Annotated in this window: 12 protein-coding genes and 1 pseudogene; 11 read left to right on the top strand and 2 right to left on the bottom strand. The window is 35.0% G+C overall.

What is annotated here, in order from left to right; genetic code table 11:
- Positions 1-9: 9 nt before the first annotated feature.
- The 5 genes from KZH69_RS11135 (at position 10) to KZH69_RS11115 (ending at position 10,441) form a co-directional block, all read left to right on the top strand.
- Positions 10-1,491: a RagB/SusD family nutrient uptake outer membrane protein gene (locus KZH69_RS11135; protein WP_219317517.1), complete on the top strand. Its 1,482-nt coding sequence runs from the start codon at positions 10-12 to the stop codon at positions 1,489-1,491.
- 11 nt (positions 1,492-1,502) lie between these two features.
- Positions 1,503-2,975, top strand: a complete 1,473-nt coding sequence (locus tag KZH69_RS11130; RefSeq protein WP_219317516.1) for a SusE domain-containing protein — start codon at positions 1,503-1,505, stop codon at positions 2,973-2,975.
- Positions 2,976-3,043: 68 nt separating this feature from the next.
- Positions 3,044-4,804, top strand: a complete 1,761-nt coding sequence (locus KZH69_RS11125) for an endo-dextranase (protein WP_219317515.1) — start codon at positions 3,044-3,046, stop codon at positions 4,802-4,804.
- Between the two features lie 342 nt (positions 4,805-5,146).
- On the top strand, positions 5,147-7,810 hold the full coding sequence (locus tag KZH69_RS11120) for an alpha-L-rhamnosidase-related protein (protein ID WP_219317514.1): 2,664 nt from the start codon (positions 5,147-5,149) through the stop codon (positions 7,808-7,810).
- Between the two features lie 105 nt (positions 7,811-7,915).
- Positions 7,916-10,441, top strand: coding sequence for a glycoside hydrolase family 31 protein (locus KZH69_RS11115; RefSeq protein ID WP_255557850.1), 2,526 nt, complete (start codon positions 7,916-7,918; stop codon positions 10,439-10,441).
- 331 nt (positions 10,442-10,772) lie between these two features.
- Here KZH69_RS11115 and KZH69_RS20750 read toward each other — a convergent pair.
- Positions 10,773-10,985: pseudogene (locus tag KZH69_RS20750) on the bottom strand (PRTRC system ThiF family protein); the annotation flags it as partial.
- A 91-nt stretch (positions 10,986-11,076) separates the two neighbouring features.
- A complete protein-coding gene (locus KZH69_RS11110) occupies positions 11,077-11,241 on the bottom strand; it encodes a hypothetical protein (RefSeq protein WP_219317513.1) in 165 nt (54 codons plus the stop codon).
- Positions 11,242-11,554: 313 nt separating this feature from the next.
- Here KZH69_RS11110 and KZH69_RS11105 point away from each other — a divergent pair, with 313 nt between their 5' ends.
- The 6 genes from KZH69_RS11105 (at position 11,555) to KZH69_RS11080 (ending at position 19,547) form a co-directional block, all read left to right on the top strand.
- Positions 11,555-12,787: a phage integrase SAM-like domain-containing protein gene (locus tag KZH69_RS11105; protein ID WP_219317512.1), complete on the top strand. Its 1,233-nt coding sequence runs from the start codon at positions 11,555-11,557 to the stop codon at positions 12,785-12,787.
- 54 nt (positions 12,788-12,841) lie between these two features.
- Positions 12,842-14,962, top strand: coding sequence for a hypothetical protein (locus KZH69_RS11100; RefSeq protein WP_219317511.1), 2,121 nt, complete (start codon positions 12,842-12,844; stop codon positions 14,960-14,962).
- Positions 14,963-15,056: 94 nt separating this feature from the next.
- Positions 15,057-15,344, top strand: coding sequence for a helix-turn-helix domain-containing protein (locus tag KZH69_RS11095; RefSeq protein WP_219317510.1), 288 nt, complete (start codon positions 15,057-15,059; stop codon positions 15,342-15,344).
- Positions 15,345-15,347: 3 nt separating this feature from the next.
- Positions 15,348-15,635, top strand: coding sequence for a helix-turn-helix domain-containing protein (locus tag KZH69_RS11090; protein WP_219317509.1), 288 nt, complete (start codon positions 15,348-15,350; stop codon positions 15,633-15,635).
- A gap of 13 nt (positions 15,636-15,648) precedes the next feature.
- Positions 15,649-17,889 carry a DUF3987 domain-containing protein gene (locus KZH69_RS11085; protein WP_219317508.1) on the top strand — a complete coding sequence of 747 codons (2,241 nt, stop codon included), beginning with the start codon at positions 15,649-15,651 and terminating at the stop codon, positions 17,887-17,889.
- Between the two features lie 65 nt (positions 17,890-17,954).
- A complete protein-coding gene (locus KZH69_RS11080; protein ID WP_219317507.1) occupies positions 17,955-19,547 on the top strand; it encodes a type I restriction-modification system subunit M in 1,593 nt (530 codons plus the stop codon).
- Position 19,548 lies beyond the last annotated feature (1 nt).

Raw genomic sequence — 19,548 nt, 5'->3', positions numbered from 1 at the left:
ATAGAAAACATGAAATTTTTAAAAAAAATAGTTTTTGTACTGGTAATTTTTGCTTGTACACAATGTTCCAATGATTTCTTGGATAAAGCACCCTTGGATACGATAAACACTTCAAATTATCCAGCCAATGCAGAAGAATTGATCACATTGGTGAATGGGGCCTATCAGCCTATGCAAAGACCAAAATTATATAATCTTAGAATGTGGACTTCTGATATTATGGCAGGTAACAGTATCGTGGGTGCAGGAGGAGGATCTGACGGAATTGAAACTCAGGACATGTCCAACTTTGTGACCACTACAGATAATGCGGGAGTATTGGATATTTGGAGAGGACCATGGCCGGGAATATTGATGTCCAATATTATTTTAAAAGTGGCTCCTGATTTGGTGATAGATCAAAATATAAAAAATCGTAGTTTGGGAGAGGCCCATTTTTTGAGAGCTCATTATTATTTTGTTTTAGTACGTTATTTTGGGGACTTACCTTTAATCACGACTCCCCAAAGCTCGGATGATGATTTATTTCCGGCAAGGGTTTCCAAAGATTTAATTTACCAACAAATCATTGCCGATTTAGAAAAGGCAGTTGAATTATTACCTAATAAAAGCGAATATAGCGGAAGTGATATCGGAAGAGCCAATAAAGGAGCTGCTTTGGGGGAATTAGCCGAGGTATACCTAACGCTTGGGAATAATTGGCAAAAAGTAGTTGATTTAACCACACAAATTGAAGGTTTAGGATTTAATTTAAATCTTAATTATGGAGATAATTTTAATCCCTCTACAGAAAATTCTCGCGAGTCTCTTTTTGAGGTTCAATATGAAGGTGATGGAGGTTATAGTTTTTGGAGCGACGAAAATCAGGCATCTTGGTCTAGTACTTTTATGGGGCCTAGAGGAAGTAATTTCGTAGGAGGAGGTTACGGTTGGAATCAGCCTACGCAGGAGTTTATTGATTCTTATGAACCCAATGACAATAGAAAAGATGTGACGGTATTGTATGAAGGATCTCCTTCATTTGACGGAAAGGCGTACAGTGCTTCTTATTCTTATACCGGCTACAACGTCAGAAAATTTTTGATACCTCTAAGTGTTTCGCCTTCTTATGATAATAGCCCTTTGAATTTTCCGATACTGCGATTTTCCGATATTTTACTAATGAAAGCAGAGGCTTTGAACGAACTGGGTCAAACAGCGCAAGCCGAAGCTCCTTTGAATCGAGTTAGGAAAAGGGCAGGTCTGGCTGATGTGACAGTAGGCTTAAGTCAAGCCGATTTTAGGAAAGCCGTTTTACGTGAACGAAGAATGGAATTTGCTTTTGAAGGGCAAAGATGGTTTGACCTTATACGAGTGAATAAAGGCCAATACGGGCTTGATTTTCTTCATTCCATCGGAAAAACCAATGCGACCCAAAAACATTTATTGTTTCCAATTCCCCAAATAGAGATAGACAAGAATCCAAAATTAACCCAAAACCCAGGTTATTAAAAAACAGTATTATGAGAAAAATTTTTATAAGAACGCTGACTATTCTTGGTGCTATGTTTATAGCATTACTGAATACATCCTGTGAGGATTCCTTTAACGATCCTATTTTGAATAACAATAATGAATTGGCATTGACTGTTTCCAGTCCAGAAATGGTTTTAGATGAAAGCAAACCTAACGAGAACCTCACTTTTAATTGGACAACAGGAACCAATTATGGGACAAGTGCTTCCATTAGTTATGTATTACAGATTGATAAAGAGGGAAATAATTTTGCAACACCATTAGAATATGAGATGGGAACCAATAATTTCTCGTTTTCCATTAATGCGGTAACTCTCAACTTTATTATGTTGAACACATTTGGCATTACTCCGGGTACATCCCAAAAGTTTGAGGCAAGGATTAAGGCTACCGTTACAAAGTCAACAGCTGCACCCCAAGTAGCTGTTACCACTTTCGTAATCACGCCGTATTTGCCGGTTTCAAAAGAGCTGTATATAATAGGCAGTGCCACTTCGGCTGGTTGGGATGTAACCAAAGCAATAGCGCTCACTCCGTCCACATCCTCTCCAGGGAAATTCGTTTATCAGGGAATCCTAAGCCCTGGATCTTTTAAATTACCGATAAACAGGGATGCTTGCTGGTGTCAGGATTTTTATACCAAAAGCGCTTCAGACGATGCAATGATGGTTCATAATATTGGTGGAAGTGGAGATGATTTACAATGGCAAATTACACAGGGAGGTCAATATAAAATCACGGCAGATTTGTTGAAATTGACTATTGTCATTGAAGCAATAAGTGGCCCTTCATTTACACAAATTTGGATGGTTGGGGATGCTTCACCAAGTGGTTGGACGGTAGATTCTCCGCAGGCATTTACGCAGAGTGAGGATAATCCTTTTGTATTTACTTATGAAGCCAATTTTGTGCAGGGAGATTTCAAAATTTTTGCAGGCCCATTAGGGAATTGGTGTGGAGAATGGTTCAGGCCGTTAACAAATGGGCAAGCTTTGTCTTCAACGGCTGTCGCTCAGAATTCAGGTTGCGATGTGGATAATAAATGGAAAATATCGGCATCCGATGTGGGTAGGTATAAAATAACGTTGGATACACAAGCGAACACTATCCATATACAAAAAGTTAATTTATACATTGTTGGTGATGGAGGTCCAAACGGATGGAACATTGCAAGCCCTGTTGCTATGGGATATACTAATGGTAATTTTACATATAGCGGACCATTGGGTGAAAGTAACGCCACCGGAGAATTTAAAATTTCAAAATTCTATGGAGATTGGTGTGATGGAGATTGGATCAATGCAGCTACAGCAAATCAATCTTTATCAAATGGGAATTATATTGTTACCCATGGTTGTAATGGCCCGGACAATAAATGGAAATTACAGACCGGCAACGCAGGTTTGTATCAGATGACGATCAACCTAGATACGCAGTCGATGACTATTGTGCATCAATAATAAAAGTTTAAGACCGGGTCATTAGAGTAATGATCCGGTCTATTCTAAAATTTAAATATAAGTTAAAGATGAAACAAAAAAATGCAAGTATAGTAAAGTCCCTATTATTGGCTTTGCTTTTTGTCAATTGCGATAATAAGGATAAGGATTTTAATTACACTCCCGAAGAAACTTCTGTGGAGACACAGGCAGTAATTAAAGCAGATAAAGCAAAATATGCTCCCGGTGACGCTGTCGCTTTCAGTATAGATAAATTATCTGAAAATAGTACAATCAGATATAAATATTTGAACAAAATTCTGTCAGAGCAGCCTTTGACGACGAAGACTTGGACATGGACTCCTCCAGCGGATGATTATAGAGGATATTTGGTGGAGTTGTATAAAACAGTTGACGGCGCTGAAGTTATTATAGGTACGGTTGCCGTTGACGTATCCTCAGATTGGACCAAATTTCCACGATATGGCTTTTTATCTGAATTTGGGACTATAAGCGACAGTCAGATTTCCTCAACAATTGATAACCTAAAAAAATATCATATTAACGCCCTGCAATATTATGACTGGGGGAACAAGCACCACTCACCTTTGAAAATGAGCGGGAACAGCCCCGCCACAAGTTGGTTAGATATTGCTGGAAGGAATATGGCTTTTAGTACCGTTAAAAATTATATTGAAAAAGCGCATGGTATAAATATGGCTTCTATGAGTTACAATTTGCTTTATGGAGCGTGGGACGATTACAGCGTTGACGGTGTTTCGAGCCAGTGGCTTTTGTACAAGGATCAGAATCATTCCAATATTGATAAACATAATTTGCCGGATTCCTGGCAAAGCGACATTTTGGTGACCAATCCCGGAAATACGGATTGGCAAAACTACATTTTCGAGAAAACAAATTTGGTATACCAGAATCTGAATTTTGATGGTTGGCATTTGGATCAGTTGGGAAACAGGGGTAATGTATATGATTACAACGGAAATTCTGTAGCGTTGAATGAAACATTTACTCCTTTTCTGCAAAATCTGAAAGCTAAATTCCCTAACAAAAAGAACATGCTTAATGCGGTGGCTCAATACGGGCAGACGAATATTTTAAGAGCGCCTGTTGATGTGGCTTACACTGAGGTATGGGGACCACGAGACGGTTTCAAGGATTTAGCAGAAATCATTCAAGAAAATAATACACTTTCAGATAATAAACTCAATACAGTTTTGGCGGCCTACATGGATTATGATAAAGCAAATGGAACTGGTTTTTTTAATACTCCGGGTGTATTGTTGACTGATGCGGTAATTTTTGCTTTTGGGGGTTCTCATTTAGAATTAGGAGAGCATATGTTGGCAAAAGAATACTTTCCCAATAACAATTTACAAATGGATGGGGAGTTGAATAAAAAGCTTCCAAAATATTACGACTTCTTGGTCGGTTATCAGAATTTATTAAGGGATGGGGGAACTTTCAATAATCCTGTTTTAATTTCAGGAGACGGAAAAGTAAATCTGAATAGTTGGCCTCCTGTTGCTTCAAGTGTATCTGTTGTTGGTAAAAAAGTTGGGAACAAACAAATTATTCATCTGGTTAATTTTTCCAATGCAAACAGTTTGAACTGGAGAGATACAAATGGTGAGCAAGCTGTTCCTGTGGTTAAAAAGAATCTGACTATGAATATGCAGAATAATCAAACAGTTTCTAAAGTATGGTACGCTTCACCTGATTTGGATGGGGGTGCTTCAAAAGAACTTAGTTTTAGTCAAGTGGGTAGTTATCTGGTTTTCAAAGTCCCATCGCTGCAATACTGGGGAATGATAGTAGTTGAGTATCAATAAGATTAATCCTTTGTTCTTTACTGCTTGTCTTCTCGAGTTCTAGAATTAGTTTCTTTTGTCAAAGCTTTCCAAATTCAAAAGTTTAAGTTAGTTTTTTTGGGTAAAAGATGGAAAATTTGAATTAATAAATATCACTTGACGGACATTATTTTCTGAAGTGGAAAGACGGAGAGGAGATGGGCAGTTTTTTATCAAACCCAGATGCAGTAATTTATTATTGAAGCTGGGTTATAAATTAAAGAATGATTTGTTTAAGATTCCACTTTGTAAATGAATATTTTGCTGGAAATCAATTATAATTAATGAAAAATAAATAAAAAATAACGGACACAATAATACCACATGAAAATAAATATTAATTATTTGGTGACATCAATGCTAGCTGTTGCCGTTATTGTTGCTTCGTGTAAAAGCGATTCTTCTGTTTTATATAATTCCAAAAATTTTAGCATACACAACAATAAAGTAATTCAGGATCAAAATGTTGCCGAAGTAGTTTCACCCACCTTGATTAAATCAAATTATAAAAGTACCGAAAACGAGACCTATTCTAATTTGATTTCATTCAAGTTCAGTATCAATGAAAAGGACAATGATTTGGGGCAAGGAATAGATCGTACTGTTTTGATAACGAATCAAAAAGAGTCAGAGGTGTATGTTTTTGGGCAACCACAATTGAATAAAACAGATGTGCCCAAAGGGATTTTAAAAGCAGATACCGAATTTACTTTTAAATTGGATATGAGAGCGGTTTTTCAGCAATTCAAGGAGAAAGGATTTTATGAATGTCAGGACGGATCCAAAATTGCCCAGGCCGATTTCAAAGGGGTATTTATTGCAGGCGGTGCATTACCGCTTAGCTGGGATTTTGTAAATTTGGAAGAGCGCGGACTGCAAATGAATGATATCGATAATGACGGTATTTTTGAAATAAAATTAAAATTGAATCCATTAATTCCAGCAGAGGACAAAACATGGAAGCTTACCCAGGATATTTCAACTAAAGCCACATATATTTCAGAGCAACCTATCGTAGATGCTTTATATAATCTTTCATTAGAAGAAGCAAAATTAGCAATTGAACCGGACAGTACATTTAGAACTGGTGCAAAATGGTCAGGTGTTTGGACGAGGGATATCAGTTATAGTATTCTGTTGTCGTTTGCTTATTTGGAGCCTGAAGTAGCCAAAATAAGTTTGTTAAAAAAAGTAAAAAGAGACCGCATTATCCAGGATACGGGATCAGGGGGTGCCTGGCCAGTTTCTTCAGACCGAACTACATGGGCGTTGGCAGCTTGGGAAATTTATAAAGTAACAGGAGACAAAGGATGGTTGCAAAAAGCGTATACAATCATAAAGAATTCTGCAGCGGATGATTATAAAACCATTCGCAATAAGCAAACCAATTTGTATTGTGGAGAATCATCTTTTCTGGATTGGAGAGAGCAAACCTATCCAAAATGGATGTCTAATATGGATATTTATGTGTCACAAAATTTAGGAACGAATGTAGTGCATTACCAAACGCATCAAATTTTGTCCAAGATGGCAACCTTGTTGGGAGAACCGCATGGACAATATGATATCATTGCTGCCCAAATTAAGGATGCTATAAATAAGCAGTTATGGATGGAGGACAAAGGCTATTATGCTCAATATTTGTATGGAAAAAGCTTCTTTACACAATCCAAGCGTTATGAAGCTTTGGGTGAGGCTTTGGCTGTTTTATTCGATGTTGCCGATGCAAAACAAAGCAAAATGATTATATCCCAAAGTCCTTTGACCGAATATGGGGCAACCTGTATCTATCCTCAAATTCCGGGTATTCCTCCCTATCATAACAATGCTATTTGGCCATTTGTCCAATCCTATTGGAATTTGGCTGCTGCTAAAGTTGGAAACGAAAAAGCATTAAATCATGGACTGGCCTCGATATACAGAGCCGCAGGTTTATTTTTGACCAACTACGAAAATATGGTTGCAGACAATGGTGATTTCAAAGGAACCGAAATCAATTCGCACCGCATGCTTTGGAGTATGGCCGGAAATCTTTCGATGGTGTACCGCATTTTTATGGGGATGCATTTTGAAGAAGACCAATTAATATTTGAACCGGTAATTCCAAAAAACTATGGGGGCATCAGAAGCCTTACTAATTTTAAATACCGAAATGCCGCTCTGGATATTACTGTGGAAGGATTTGGGAACCAGATAGCAGCTGTGACGATTGATGGAAAAGAAGCTGCCAAAGCTATTATTCCGGCAGCATTTACTGGAAAACACATTGTAAACATCAAAATGAAAAATAATGATTTTTCAGCCGATGCTGTTAATCTGGTCGAAAATAAATTCACTTTGGCTAATCCTATTACAGCGCTCAATGGAGATAAAATAAGCTGGAAAAATGATGCTGGTGCAAGAGCATATAACGTTTATAAAAATGGAAAGCTCATAGAAACAGCAGCAGTTTCAACTTATCAAATTCCAGACGGCAGCTATGCTGAATATTCGGTTAGTGCAGTAGATGCAGCAGGGCAGGAGTCTTTCCTGAGCGAGCCATTGATATATAGTAAAATGAAACCATTAATTATTGAACCAGAGGATTTTGCTGTTAAATCCGATTTGAACTTTGTAAATTATTCAGGAAGAGGTTTTGTTGAGATTGCGACGGATAAAAACAGAAAAATAAGTATTCCGATTGCTGTTGAAGAAAGCGGCGAATACTTTATGGATATCAAATATTCAAATGGAAGCGGGCCTTGGAATACCGATAACAAATGTGCTGTCCGTTCTCTGTATTTGAATAAGGATTATGTTGGTGTGATGGTATTCCCGCAAAGAGGAACTAATGAATGGTCGGATTGGGGCTTTTCCAATTCGCATAAAATTAATTTGACAAAAGGCAAAAATGATTTGGAGTTGGTATTAGAAGAATGGAATAACAATATGAATATAGAGGTCAACCGCGCTATGATTGATTACATTCGATTGTACAAAGTGCATTAAAATAAATTCACGTTTCAGGAGTAAGGAGTATTTATGGAAGTTAAAACTATTAAAAGATATAGTTTTTTACAGCAAATAATTAAAAAAAAACAGGCATCTAGAATTATGAAAAAAATATCAATTTATTTGATTCTGATCCATTTATTGATTCAGATCAATCTAAGAGGACAAAATACTGAAAAAATGGGACAGACCCTTGGCAGCTGTTCCTCTTATTTAATAAACAACAATAAAGTGATTTTTAATTGTGAGAACAATGCAAAAGTGCTTTTACAATTCTGCAGTGGTCAGGTAATAAAAGTTTGGATTTCTACCGATGGTAATTTTAAGCGTAATAACCAATCGTTTGCTGTTATCAATGAAGATCTTGGTTGGTTGGGTAATGTTAATGTTAATGAAGAGACCACTGCCTATGAAATTTTTACGGAACAATTAAGAATAAGGGTAAATAAAAAACCATTTAAATTACAAGTATTTGATAAGTATCAAAAGTTGCTGTTTGGCGATTACAATGAGAAAGGATTCGTAAAAAATGATAAGCATATTGCGAGTTATAAAACATTAAAATCAGATGAGCAATTTTTTGGTCTGGGAGAAAAATCCGGAACTCTTAACCGACGTGGAAAGAGTTATAAAATGTGGAATAGTGATCAGCCGTGCTATGGTGTAAATGAAGACCCTCTTTATAAAAGTATCCCGTTTTTTATGAGTACCAATCATTATGGAATTTTCTTTGATAACACCTATAAAACAGAGTTTAAATTTGGCAGTGAATCAAATGAGTATTATTCATTTGAAGCTCCTGCTGGAGAAATGATTTACTATTTTATGTATGGTAATGATTATAAACAAATCATCCAGAATTATATAGCGCTTACCGGCAACCCTATTATGCCGCCTAAATGGGCTTTAGGTTTTTCACAATGCCGCGGTAATTATACAAGTGAGACTCAAGCCAGGGAAATCGCTGCTGAGTTTAGAAAAAGGAAAATTCCTTGTGATATTATATATCAAGATATAGGTTGGGTTGAAGGACTTCAGGATTTTGACTGGAAGAAAAGCAACTATCAAAATCCTAAACAAATGGTTAAAGAATTGGGAGACCAAGGTTTTAAAATGATAATCTCTCAAGATCCCGTTATTTCTCAAACAAATAAAAAACAATGGGAAGAGGCCAATTCTAAGGGATATTTTGCTAAAGATATTCGCTCAGGTAAAAGTTATGATATGCCATGGCCTTGGGGTGGGAATTGTGGAGTAGTTGATTTTACAAAACCAGACGTAGCTGATTGGTGGGGAGACTATCAGCAAAAACCTTTGAATGATGGTGTTCGGGGATTTTGGACCGACATGGGAGAGCCAGCCTGGAGTAACGAGGATGCTACTGATCGACTTAGTATGAAACATTATTTAGGGATGCATGACGAGATCCATAATGTATATGGTTTTACATGGGATAAGGTCGTAACGGAACAATTTTACAAGCGTAATCCTAATAAACGTATATTTCAAATGACAAGAGCGGCTTATGCGGGATTGCAACGGTACACCTTTGGTTGGTCTGGAGACTCTGGAAACGGTAATAATGTTTTAGAGGGATGGAGTCAATTTGCCAATCAAATTCCTGTGGGACTTTCTGCCGGGATGGGTATAATTCCATTTTGGACTTCTGATATTTCAGGTTATTGTGGTGATATTAAAGATTATGATGCGATGTCAGAATTATATGTTCGCTGGATGCAATTTGGTATTTTTAATCCTCTAAGCCGTGCACATCATGAAGGTGGGAATGCTGTTGAACCTTGGGTTTTTGGTACCGAAGCGGAGAATATCACTAGAACAGCCATTGAATTAAAGTATAAATTATTCCCTTACATCTATACGTATGCTCGAGAAGCACATGATACAGGACTGCCTTTGATGAGAGCATTGTTTCTGGAATACCCCAATGATACGGAAACATTCGAATTAAACGGGCAGTTTTTGTTCGGAAAAGAATTATTAGTTGCTCCTGTTGTCGAAAAGGGAGCTGTTACCAAAAAACTCTATTTGCCCGAAGGAGAATGGATTAATTTTAATGATGGTAAAAGCGTTTATAAAGGAAAACAATGGATAACCGTTGAAGCTGCTTTAGATGTTATACCTCTATTTGTAAAAAAAGGGGCTATTATACCTAGTATGCCAGTAATGCAATACATACATGAAAAACCTATTTATCCTGTTAGTTTTGATTTTTATCCTGATAAAGTAGGTAAAGAATCTTCCTTTGTTTTCTATGAAGATGATGGAGAAAGTAGGGATTATGAAAAGGGCATTTTTTGCAAAACAAAAATTACCGCCATTGCTAATTCATTAAGCTATGCAATACATATAAGTGCCAGAGAGGATAAGGGCTATAAACCTTTAGGATCTCGAAATTTCATTATAAAATTGCATACTAACAGTAAGCCTAAAAGTGTATTTGTAAATTCCATAAAAATTAAAAAAGAGAAACCAGAAGTTTTAAATGCAAAGGGATTCGTTGATTATGAAAGTTTATCTTTTAGTTGGGATGAAGAAAAGGGAATAATTTATGTGAAACTACCGGATAATGCTCTAGATTATCAAGTAGTTGTTAATTCTGGAGAATAAAGTAGGTCTATTTGTAAGTGTGCGAGGCAAGAAAGTAATTTCAAAGAATAAAATCAATTTTTACGTGAATTTTCTGTATATATAAACAAAAAGTACAGAGAAATATTAAGCTAGATTTTGTTTGCAGTTTCATCCAGTTTCTTAACCACTTATTGTTACCTTATTTTGTTAGTTTGAATAAATAGAAATTTCTGGATTATTAATTCACATACAAATTCGCAGCCATTTGCGTGAACAACCGAAAAAAGGGATGTTCTGGGAAGTGGCTGTAACCGCTTAGACCGACCCGAAATTGTCTTGCTGCCACAGGGCAATTTCGGGGCGACGAGCATCAACTCACTATTATGGGCTGTGACCTAAAGTTTGAAAGGTTCAGAAAGCAGCCCCTGTACCCAATCATTCCCTCTCGAAAGAGCTTCAATAGTAGGGATGCTCCCAAATTGGCAAGTGTGGAATTGATAAATAAGTCCTGTTTTTCCAAGGCCTCAGCAAAGGAACAGCTCGGCTCATTATTGCTTGTTTCTGCTTCCAAGAGTTCCCTAAATTCTTCTCTGACCATAGGAAGTCATTAAACTGTTTTGTATGGATTGGAATTGGGCTGTTTGTTTTCTTAGTGTTTTATACTTATTTCAAATTTAAGGATTTTGAAAACGGGACAGGGACAGAGCATCGAGTATGGATAGTGTATGGATAGTGTATGGATAGTGTATGGGATGTTTCAAACTGCTTTTAGAATTCAGAATAATTAAAATACCTGATAAAGTGTCTGTTGCGATAACTATTTCTTGGTAGTGTTTCATACCTCACAACAGACAACTCACAACCCCCTAATCCTTTATAATATCGAATGACGATTAGGCATATAAACAAAAAACCCGAAACTTTCGTTTCGGGTTTAAAATACTGGCGGAGAAAGAGGGACTACAATTCTACAAACTCCAAATTCCAAAACAAATCCAAAAATATACAAAGTGTCAATAAATCCAATACTTAACAAATGTTTTTAAAATTATGAGTTTGGATAAGTTTGGATATATTCTTATGTTTTTGAGTAAATGTGGGCTAAATGTGGACTAGATTTTGTATCTTTATGTAACATAAAAAGGGAAAAATATGGCTTCTATTTATTTACTATTGCAAAGCAAAAAAAGTCCAGCAGTAATATACATCCGACTACGTGACGGAAGAACTTTGGATATAAAAGCAAAAACAAATTATCATATAGACCCAATAAATTGGGATGATGAAGAGCAAAGACCAACTAAAAAAGCTTTAAAAGACATTGATATTGCAAATCTAGATACAGATTTAGCGACACTAAAAACCGACCTTTTAAAAGATTACAACCGAAGCAAAGGCGTTAAAGTTGTAGATGCCCAATGGTTAAAAGATTTCATTAACCCACCACAGGAACAAGAAAAGCATCCCGATAAATTAGTAGATTATATTGACACCTTCATTGAGTTTAAAAAAGCCGATGTAAAAAGCAGCACTATAACAAAATGCAATGTTATCAAACATTTATTGATGCGTTACCAGGAACACACAAAATCAACAATTTTCATTCGTGATGTTGATGCAAAATTCAAAATGGATTTCGAAAAATACTGTATTAGTGTTGGATATGCACCAAACACAACAGCAAGAAATATTCGGTTTATCAAAACATTTTGTCGCCACGCAAAAGCGAACGGAGTAGAAACACATTATCAGTTAGACAGCATCAAAGCAAAATATCATAAAGTAGAAAACATCTATTTAGACGAAAAAGAAATTGAAGCAATAGAAAAAATAAAAATCAGTGAATTAACCGATGGTTTAGAAAATGCTCGTGATTGGTTATTAATAAGTTGTTATTGTGGCCAAAGGGTTTCTGATTTTTTACGTTTTGATAAATCGATGATTCGATACGAGAAAAACAAAGCAGGCGATTTAAAACCATTAATCGAGTTTACACAGGTCAAAACCGATAAAATAATGACAATACCTCTTCATTCAAAAATAATTGAAATAATGAAGAAATACGAGGGCGATTTTCCAAGAAAAATTTCAGACCAGAAATACAACGAGCATATCAAAAAAGTTTGTGAAAAAGCGAAAATAGAAACACCAACTCACGGCATTTTATTTGACCATAAATTGAAACAAAAAGTAGAAAAAGATTATCCAAAATGGAAATTGGTTTCTTCGCATATCGGAAGACGCTCATTTGCAACAAATAATTATGGAAAAATTCCAACTTCTTTTTTAATGTACATCACAGGACACACAACAGAAGCGATGTTTTTAACCTACATCGGAAAAAGCAACAAGGATATTGCAATGGAATTAACGAACTACTTTTAATTTGTTAGGATTTATTTTATAAATTCACGCTTTTTTCAAAGCACAAAATTCAATATGATAAGCAGCACTTTAAATCAATACAAACAAAGTTTTAAAACTAACTTATTGGCTTTTTTGAATGAATACGAAGATAATACTAAAGCCTTCTTTCTTCAAAATGAAAAAACAAAATACAAAGCCTACCAAAGAGCGTTGACTAAAATTGCTGACCAAATGAAGTTCTTTACTCGCGAAGAACGCAATCAAAATTTGGTACATAGAAATATTGCATCCGATTTAAAAAAGCTTGATATAAATATCTACAATTCAATTATAACAGAACTTAATCCCAACCAAGACGAAACTATCTTATCACTTTCGGCACTAAAAAATGACAGAATTAAAATTAATGAAACCGCTCTTAAAAATCATATCAAAAGTTCAATTGTGATTTTAAAATTCATTTCGGAAGAAAATACTGAAACGAAAGAGATTAATAAATTTACTTATCCGTCAGAAGATGGTGAAACAGGTTTAAAATTTCAAACCAAAGATCAGCTTGATCGTAATCTTGAAGAATGGTTGAAAATATACGAAGCCAATTTTGAGTATTTACCCATTCCAATGATAATTGATGTAAAAGCGGATTATGTAACAGATACTTACAAAAATTACGAACAGCGTTATTTTGAATACCAAATAGAAGTTTGTGATATAATTTTAAATAAAGTACCAAACGACACAAAAATTATTGATTTAAAAAAGCAATTCCAAAATAGTTTAATCGAATTAAGAAAGCTATTTCCAATTCCAAGTGTAAATATTGAGACAATTATTTCGGATATTAATAACGCTTTTTTCAGGCTTGAAAACTTTATGAAAGGAACGGTTTCTATTTATCAAAGTTTTTTGTTTAATGATGCTTTTACCATATTTTTCAATGAATTAAAAAAAGTCGAAAACATTAATCAACGTAATTTTGATTTAAGAGATGGGTATCATAGTTTGCTTTATCATATTGATTATGCTCACGATAAAAGCGAGTTTAAAAATCACAATGCTTATAAAAATGATGATTTTAATAGAGATTGCAACGAAATTTGTTACATCCATTTTCATAGAGCAGCTGAATTCGGCATTAGTAGTGATTTAGACGATTATCAATTTGAAATGCCTTCGATAGTCGATATTGTATCAGAAGCAAATAATGCAATATTAAATCAAGTTATTGAACCCCCTGGTAAAGTTGTTACTGCTCCAAAAAAAACAATTCCTAAATTTATTGTTTCTCACGAAAATTTAGTTAACGATCCTTTATTCAATTCAGATAACGAACACATTATTTTAGAGAAAGAATTAAAAAATAAAACTAATGCACGTTTAGATCAAAATAGGCTTAACGACATTTTTTATGTAGATGATTTTGATGATGAGTTTAAAGAATGGCAAAAAAAACAAAATTTAGCAATTGTAGATTCTTTTAAGCAATTGATAAAAAAATTAAATCAAGAGAAGACATTCTTTTTTGGTTGTTCATTTGATAATTACAAACACAATTATGAAAAAAGACTAAAATGTTTTTTGGATAATTTTTACGATGCAGAAGAATCAGATTTTATTAAATCTGAAGAAGAGTTTTTAGAAAATATTCTTTATGATCTCCAAAATCCTGAAGGAGCTTATGATGGTTATGCAATTTCAGGATTTGATAATTTTAGTAAAGCATACAGTATTGTATCAACTCTAGGATTTGATCAATATATTTTTTCTTACAACAAAAAATCAGCTTTTCTTAATGAATGTAAAAGCAAATTAAAATCAATAGAAACAAATAATATTCAAAATTCTGAAGTTTCGGCAAGTAATATGATTTTAAAAATTAAGGAAAATACCGCAAAAAATGTTCCTGCAAAATATTACGCTCTAACTTATATTATTGAATTACTAACTGAAGAAAATAAACCTCCACAGGATATTGAAGGTAATTTTAAAAAAGACGAAATAATTAAAATAGGGAAAGAAAGATGCGGTAATTCGGGACAAAGTTTTTACAATTTTGTAAAAGATCATTTCGAACTTATTTCATCTAAAAAAATTAAAAATTCAGTTTTTAAAAGTAATTGGAAAGAGATTGTTTTAAACCTTACCAATAATAAAAAGGATGTAGAATTATATATCAAAAATAACAAGTTGTAATTCAGTTAGATACATATATCTCAACGTATCTGAACTTACCCTTAAAATATATCCCGAAAAATTTGTCCTGTATAACATAAAAAATACAGGACTTATGCAAACAAATGCAATTTTACTAGAAACACTATCGGTTGAACAACTTCAGCAACTAATAGGCACATCCGTAAAAAACGGAATCCTAGAACTTCAAAAACAACTTCAAGAAAAAGACAATTCAGAAGAATTGCTCACCAGAGAAGAAACTTGTAATTTCTTAAAAATCGATAGTAGCACACTTTGGGCGTGGACTAACAACGGTAAAGTCAAAGCCTACGGCATTGGAGCGCGTCGCTACTACAAACGAAGTGAATTATTAGAATGTCTAACCTTATTAAAAAAATAAGAAATGGAATTCTACGAAAACACCGAAAAAACACTTGCTAAAATCGAAAGCAATGTTGTTGAAATATCAGCAAAAATGAAATTGGGTTACAAACTAGATCCTGATACTATTTTCTTCGACAGTCAAGAGTTTATGCAAATAATGAATATTAGCAAAAGGACAGCCCAACAATGGAGAGATAATAAAACCATCGGTTTCTCTCAAGTGGGAAACAAAATTTACTACAAACTCAAAGACATATTGCAATTGTTAGAAGAAAACTACAACCCTAAAAAGGAAATACTTAAATAATCCAATACAACTGATGGTATCAACATATATAGATTTCAAAACCAAATTGGAAGACAATAGTATTTTTAATATTTTTCAAGACATCAAAAACGGGAAATACGAAAGCGAAATCAATTCTATTCGTTATGCGATGCATTCGGGAAAAGAAAAACTTGCCGATGAATTAAAAAGTAAATTACTTGGTTTTACCACTTCGGGAACATTTGACAAACAAAGAAAATCCGAATTTATAAAAAACTACACTCAAATTATAAACCTCGATTTCGACCACATCCCACTAGAAGAATTGCAAAGTCTTATTGCAAAAATCAATGATTGCCAATTTACATTAGCATCATTCATTAGTCCAAGAGGCGAAGGAATCAAAGTATTTATTAAAATCAATTCCAATGCCGATAAACACGCATTGGCTTATAGTCAAGTAGCCAATTTTTACAAAGAACGTACAGGCTATGATTTTGACCGAAAATGCAAAGACATAACCCGATTGTGTTTTGTTTCTTTTGACCCAGAATTGTATATAAACGAAAAAGCAACTGTTTTTGAAGTAAAAGACGAAATTAAAGCCATTCCAAAAACGCAAATAAAAGAGCAATTTCAAACACAATCTTCGGATGATTTATTGGATAAATGCTTAAAATTCACAGAGCAAAAAGAACAATATTATAACGGAAACCGAAACAATTTTATTCATCTCTTTGCGAGTAATGGCAATCGTTTTGGAATTAACGAAGCCGATACGTTAGATTTTTGTATCAATAATTTTGATTTAGAAGAAACAGAAATCAAAACAGCAGTCAACAGCGCATACAAAAATCAAAGTGCCGACTTTGCAAAGTTTGCAAAGTTTGCAAACCTGCAAACTATCGAAACCATAACAAAAAAGGATGCAGTTGCAAAACCAATTGAAGAGGAAGAAGATTATCTAAAACACACACCTATAATTCCGCAATCGGTTTACGATAATTTACCGCCAATATTATTCGAAAGTTGTCAAGCATTCAAAGAAGCAAGAGAAAAAGACGTATTTCTAACAGGAGCTTTAGCCATTCTTTCGGGTTGTTTGCCTAATGTTTCCGGATTGTATAGCGGAAGTATTGTTTATCCAAGTTTGTTTTCTTTCATTTTAGCACCCGCAGCTTCAGGAAAAGGAGCGTTGAAATTCGCCAAAGCTTTAGCCGACAAATACCACGATTTTACATTGGCTACTTCGATAGACGAAAAGAAACGCTATGAAGAAAATTTAGCAGCTTACAAATTGCTAAAATCAAAAGGAAAATTAGAAGAAGGACAAGCAATGCCAATGGCACCAAAATTCAAAGTAGTTTATATTCCTGCCAATACCAGTAATGCTAAAATAATTCAGCATTTAGACTGTAACGAAGGCAAAGGAATTATTTGTGAAACCGAAGCCGATACGTTAGGACAAACCTTTAAAAACGAATGGGGTTCGTATTCGGATATGCTTCGAAAATCCTTTCATCACGAAAAAATATCGGTCAGCCGTAAAACCGAAGGCGAGTTTGTAGAAGTAAACAATCCGCAACTTTCAGTTGCCTTGTCAGGAACCCCAAAACAAGTCTTTAATATCATTGCTTCGGCAGAAGATGGGTTGTTCAGTCGTTTTATTTTCTATGTTTTCAAAACAGATGCCGTTTGGTTAGACCCGTCGCCAAAAGGAAATCCAATCAATTTAACCGACTATTTCAAAACCCAATCCAACGAAGTTTTTAAAATGGTAGAATACTTTGAAAGAGACGAAATGATTATACAACTCACAGACGAACAATGGAACAAATTTAATCCTACATTCAGCGCCTATTTGCAACAAATAAACACTTTTGTTAGCGAAGATGCTTTAAGCGTAGTAAAGCGTTTAGGAATAATTTTATACCGTTTTTGTATGCTTTTTACTGCCATCCGAAAATTCAAAGCAAACGATTACCACAAAGAAATCTTTTGCTCTGATGTAGATTTTGAAACCGCTTTATCCTTAATAAAAGTCTATTTGCAACACAGTATTATAATGTTCGAAAACTTGCCAAAACAAGGAGAACAAAGTGTTTTTAAATCAGGTCAAAACAAAAAACTGTTTTTCGAAGCCTTACCGAATGAGTTTCAACGAAAGGAAGCCATAGAAATAGCCAAGAGTTTCAATATGAGTGAGCGTTCCGTAGGTACTTTTTTAAAATCGTGTTTGGGTAAATTTTTAAACCAACCAAAAACAGGCTTTTATCAGAAAACAGAAAAATAACTTTTTCCAGTTTAAGAGTTTATACCTACTTTAGCCCATATTCAAAAAACAGTCAAAAATTTACAATGTCAGACGAACAAAAAAAACTCCTCGAATCCCAACTTTGGGCTATAGCCAATATTTTACGCGGAAAAATTTCAGCCAATCAATTTCAAGATTATATTCTTGGTTTTATTTTTTACAAATACCTTTCGGAAAAATTAGAAAAAAAAGCCAATGATTTTCTAAAACCCGATGGTTTGGTTTTCAACCAAATTGATGAAACTACGGCAGAAGGTCAAGAAATTTTAGCGCACTTAAAAGAAGCTACTGTGGATGCTTTGGGTTATTTCTTAAAACCGTCTGAATTGTTCACTAACATAGCCAAAAAAGGAAATGCCAAAATCATTAATCAAGACGATGAGGAGCAAGTGCAAAGTACTTTTATTCTCGAAGATTTAGCCAATGTTTTGAATTCTATCGAAAAAAGCACGATGGGTTCCGAGAGTCAGGATGACTTCGACAATCTATTCTATGATATCGATTTAAACTCCACTAAAATTGGGCGAACGACCAAAGACCGTAACGATGTGATTGTGAAAATACTAACGGCTTTAGATGAAATTGATTTTGATTTAGACAATACCGATGGCGATGTGCTGGGCGATGCTTACGAATATTTAATCGGACAGTTCGCCGCAGGAGCCGGACAAAAAGCAGGGGAATTTTACACACCGCAACAAGTATCAACCATCTTGGCAAAAATTGTAACCACACGCAAAAGCAAATTAAAATCGGTTTACGACCCTACTTGTGGTTCGGGTTCTTTATTGCTTCGGGTTGCCAGAGAAGTGGACGAAGTTGGGCATTTTTATGGACAAGAACAAAACCGTACCACCTACAACTTGGCGCGAATGAATATGATTTTACACGATGTCAATTACCATAAATTCGATATAAAAAACGAAGACACACTCGAAAAACCACAACATTTAGACTATAAATTTGATGCCATTGTAGCCAATCCGCCTTTTTCGGCCAAATGGTCTGCCAATCCGTTGTTTTCTAACGACGAGCGTTTTTCGCAATACGGACGATTAGCACCAGGAACCAAAGCCGATTTTGCTTTTATTCAGCACATGGTGCATCAGTTGGACGATAGCGGCATCATGGCGTGTATTGCGCCACACGGCGTTTTGTTTCGTGGCGCTGCCGAAGGACATATACGTAAATTCCTGATAGAAGACCGCAATTATATCGATGCGATTATTGGTTTACCGTCTAATTTGTTTTACGGCACGAGTATCCCAACTTGTATTTTGGTCTTGAAAAAATGCAAAGAAACACCCGAAAACATTTTGTTTATAGATGCCAGCAACGATTTTGAAAAGGTAAAAAACCAAAACGTTTTACGAGACGAACACATTGACAAAATTGTAAACACCTACCAAAACCGAGCGGTAATAGACAAATACTCCAACATTGCCACGCTCGAAGAGGTAAAAGCCAACGATTACAACCTGAACATTCCGCGTTATGTAAATACGTTTGAAGAGGCCATTGCGATTGATGTAAACGCCATTGCCGATAAAATTCAAGGTTTGGATGCCAAAATGAAAACAATCGACAGTACTATTGCTTCATTTTGTAAAGAGTTAAATATTAAAACCCCTTTTTAAG

This window comes from Flavobacterium taihuense, from assembly GCF_019351435.1.
Taxonomy (GTDB): domain Bacteria; phylum Bacteroidota; class Bacteroidia; order Flavobacteriales; family Flavobacteriaceae; genus Flavobacterium; species Flavobacterium taihuense.
The sequence above is the reverse complement of the archived record's forward strand: the minus strand, read 5'-3'. Positions and strand labels throughout refer to the sequence as shown.

Coding starts and splice junctions, on each gene's coding strand:
- KZH69_RS11135 (WP_219317517.1), top strand. CDS start 10: ATGAAATTTTTAAAAAAAATAGTTTTTGTACTGGTAATTTTTGCTTGT.
- KZH69_RS11130 (WP_219317516.1), top strand. CDS start 1,503: ATGAGAAAAATTTTTATAAGAACGCTGACTATTCTTGGTGCTATGTTT.
- KZH69_RS11125 (WP_219317515.1), top strand. CDS start 3,044: ATGAAACAAAAAAATGCAAGTATAGTAAAGTCCCTATTATTGGCTTTG.
- KZH69_RS11120 (WP_219317514.1), top strand. CDS start 5,147: ATGAAAATAAATATTAATTATTTGGTGACATCAATGCTAGCTGTTGCC.
- KZH69_RS11115 (WP_255557850.1), top strand. CDS start 7,916: ATGAAAAAAATATCAATTTATTTGATTCTGATCCATTTATTGATTCAG.
- KZH69_RS11110 (WP_219317513.1), bottom strand. CDS start 11,241: ATGAAACACTACCAAGAAATAGTTATCGCAACAGACACTTTATCAGGT.
- KZH69_RS11105 (WP_219317512.1), top strand. CDS start 11,555: ATGGCTTCTATTTATTTACTATTGCAAAGCAAAAAAAGTCCAGCAGTA.
- KZH69_RS11100 (WP_219317511.1), top strand. CDS start 12,842: ATGATAAGCAGCACTTTAAATCAATACAAACAAAGTTTTAAAACTAAC.
- KZH69_RS11095 (WP_219317510.1), top strand. CDS start 15,057: ATGCAAACAAATGCAATTTTACTAGAAACACTATCGGTTGAACAACTT.
- KZH69_RS11090 (WP_219317509.1), top strand. CDS start 15,348: ATGGAATTCTACGAAAACACCGAAAAAACACTTGCTAAAATCGAAAGC.
- KZH69_RS11085 (WP_219317508.1), top strand. CDS start 15,649: ATGGTATCAACATATATAGATTTCAAAACCAAATTGGAAGACAATAGT.
- KZH69_RS11080 (WP_219317507.1), top strand. CDS start 17,955: ATGTCAGACGAACAAAAAAAACTCCTCGAATCCCAACTTTGGGCTATA.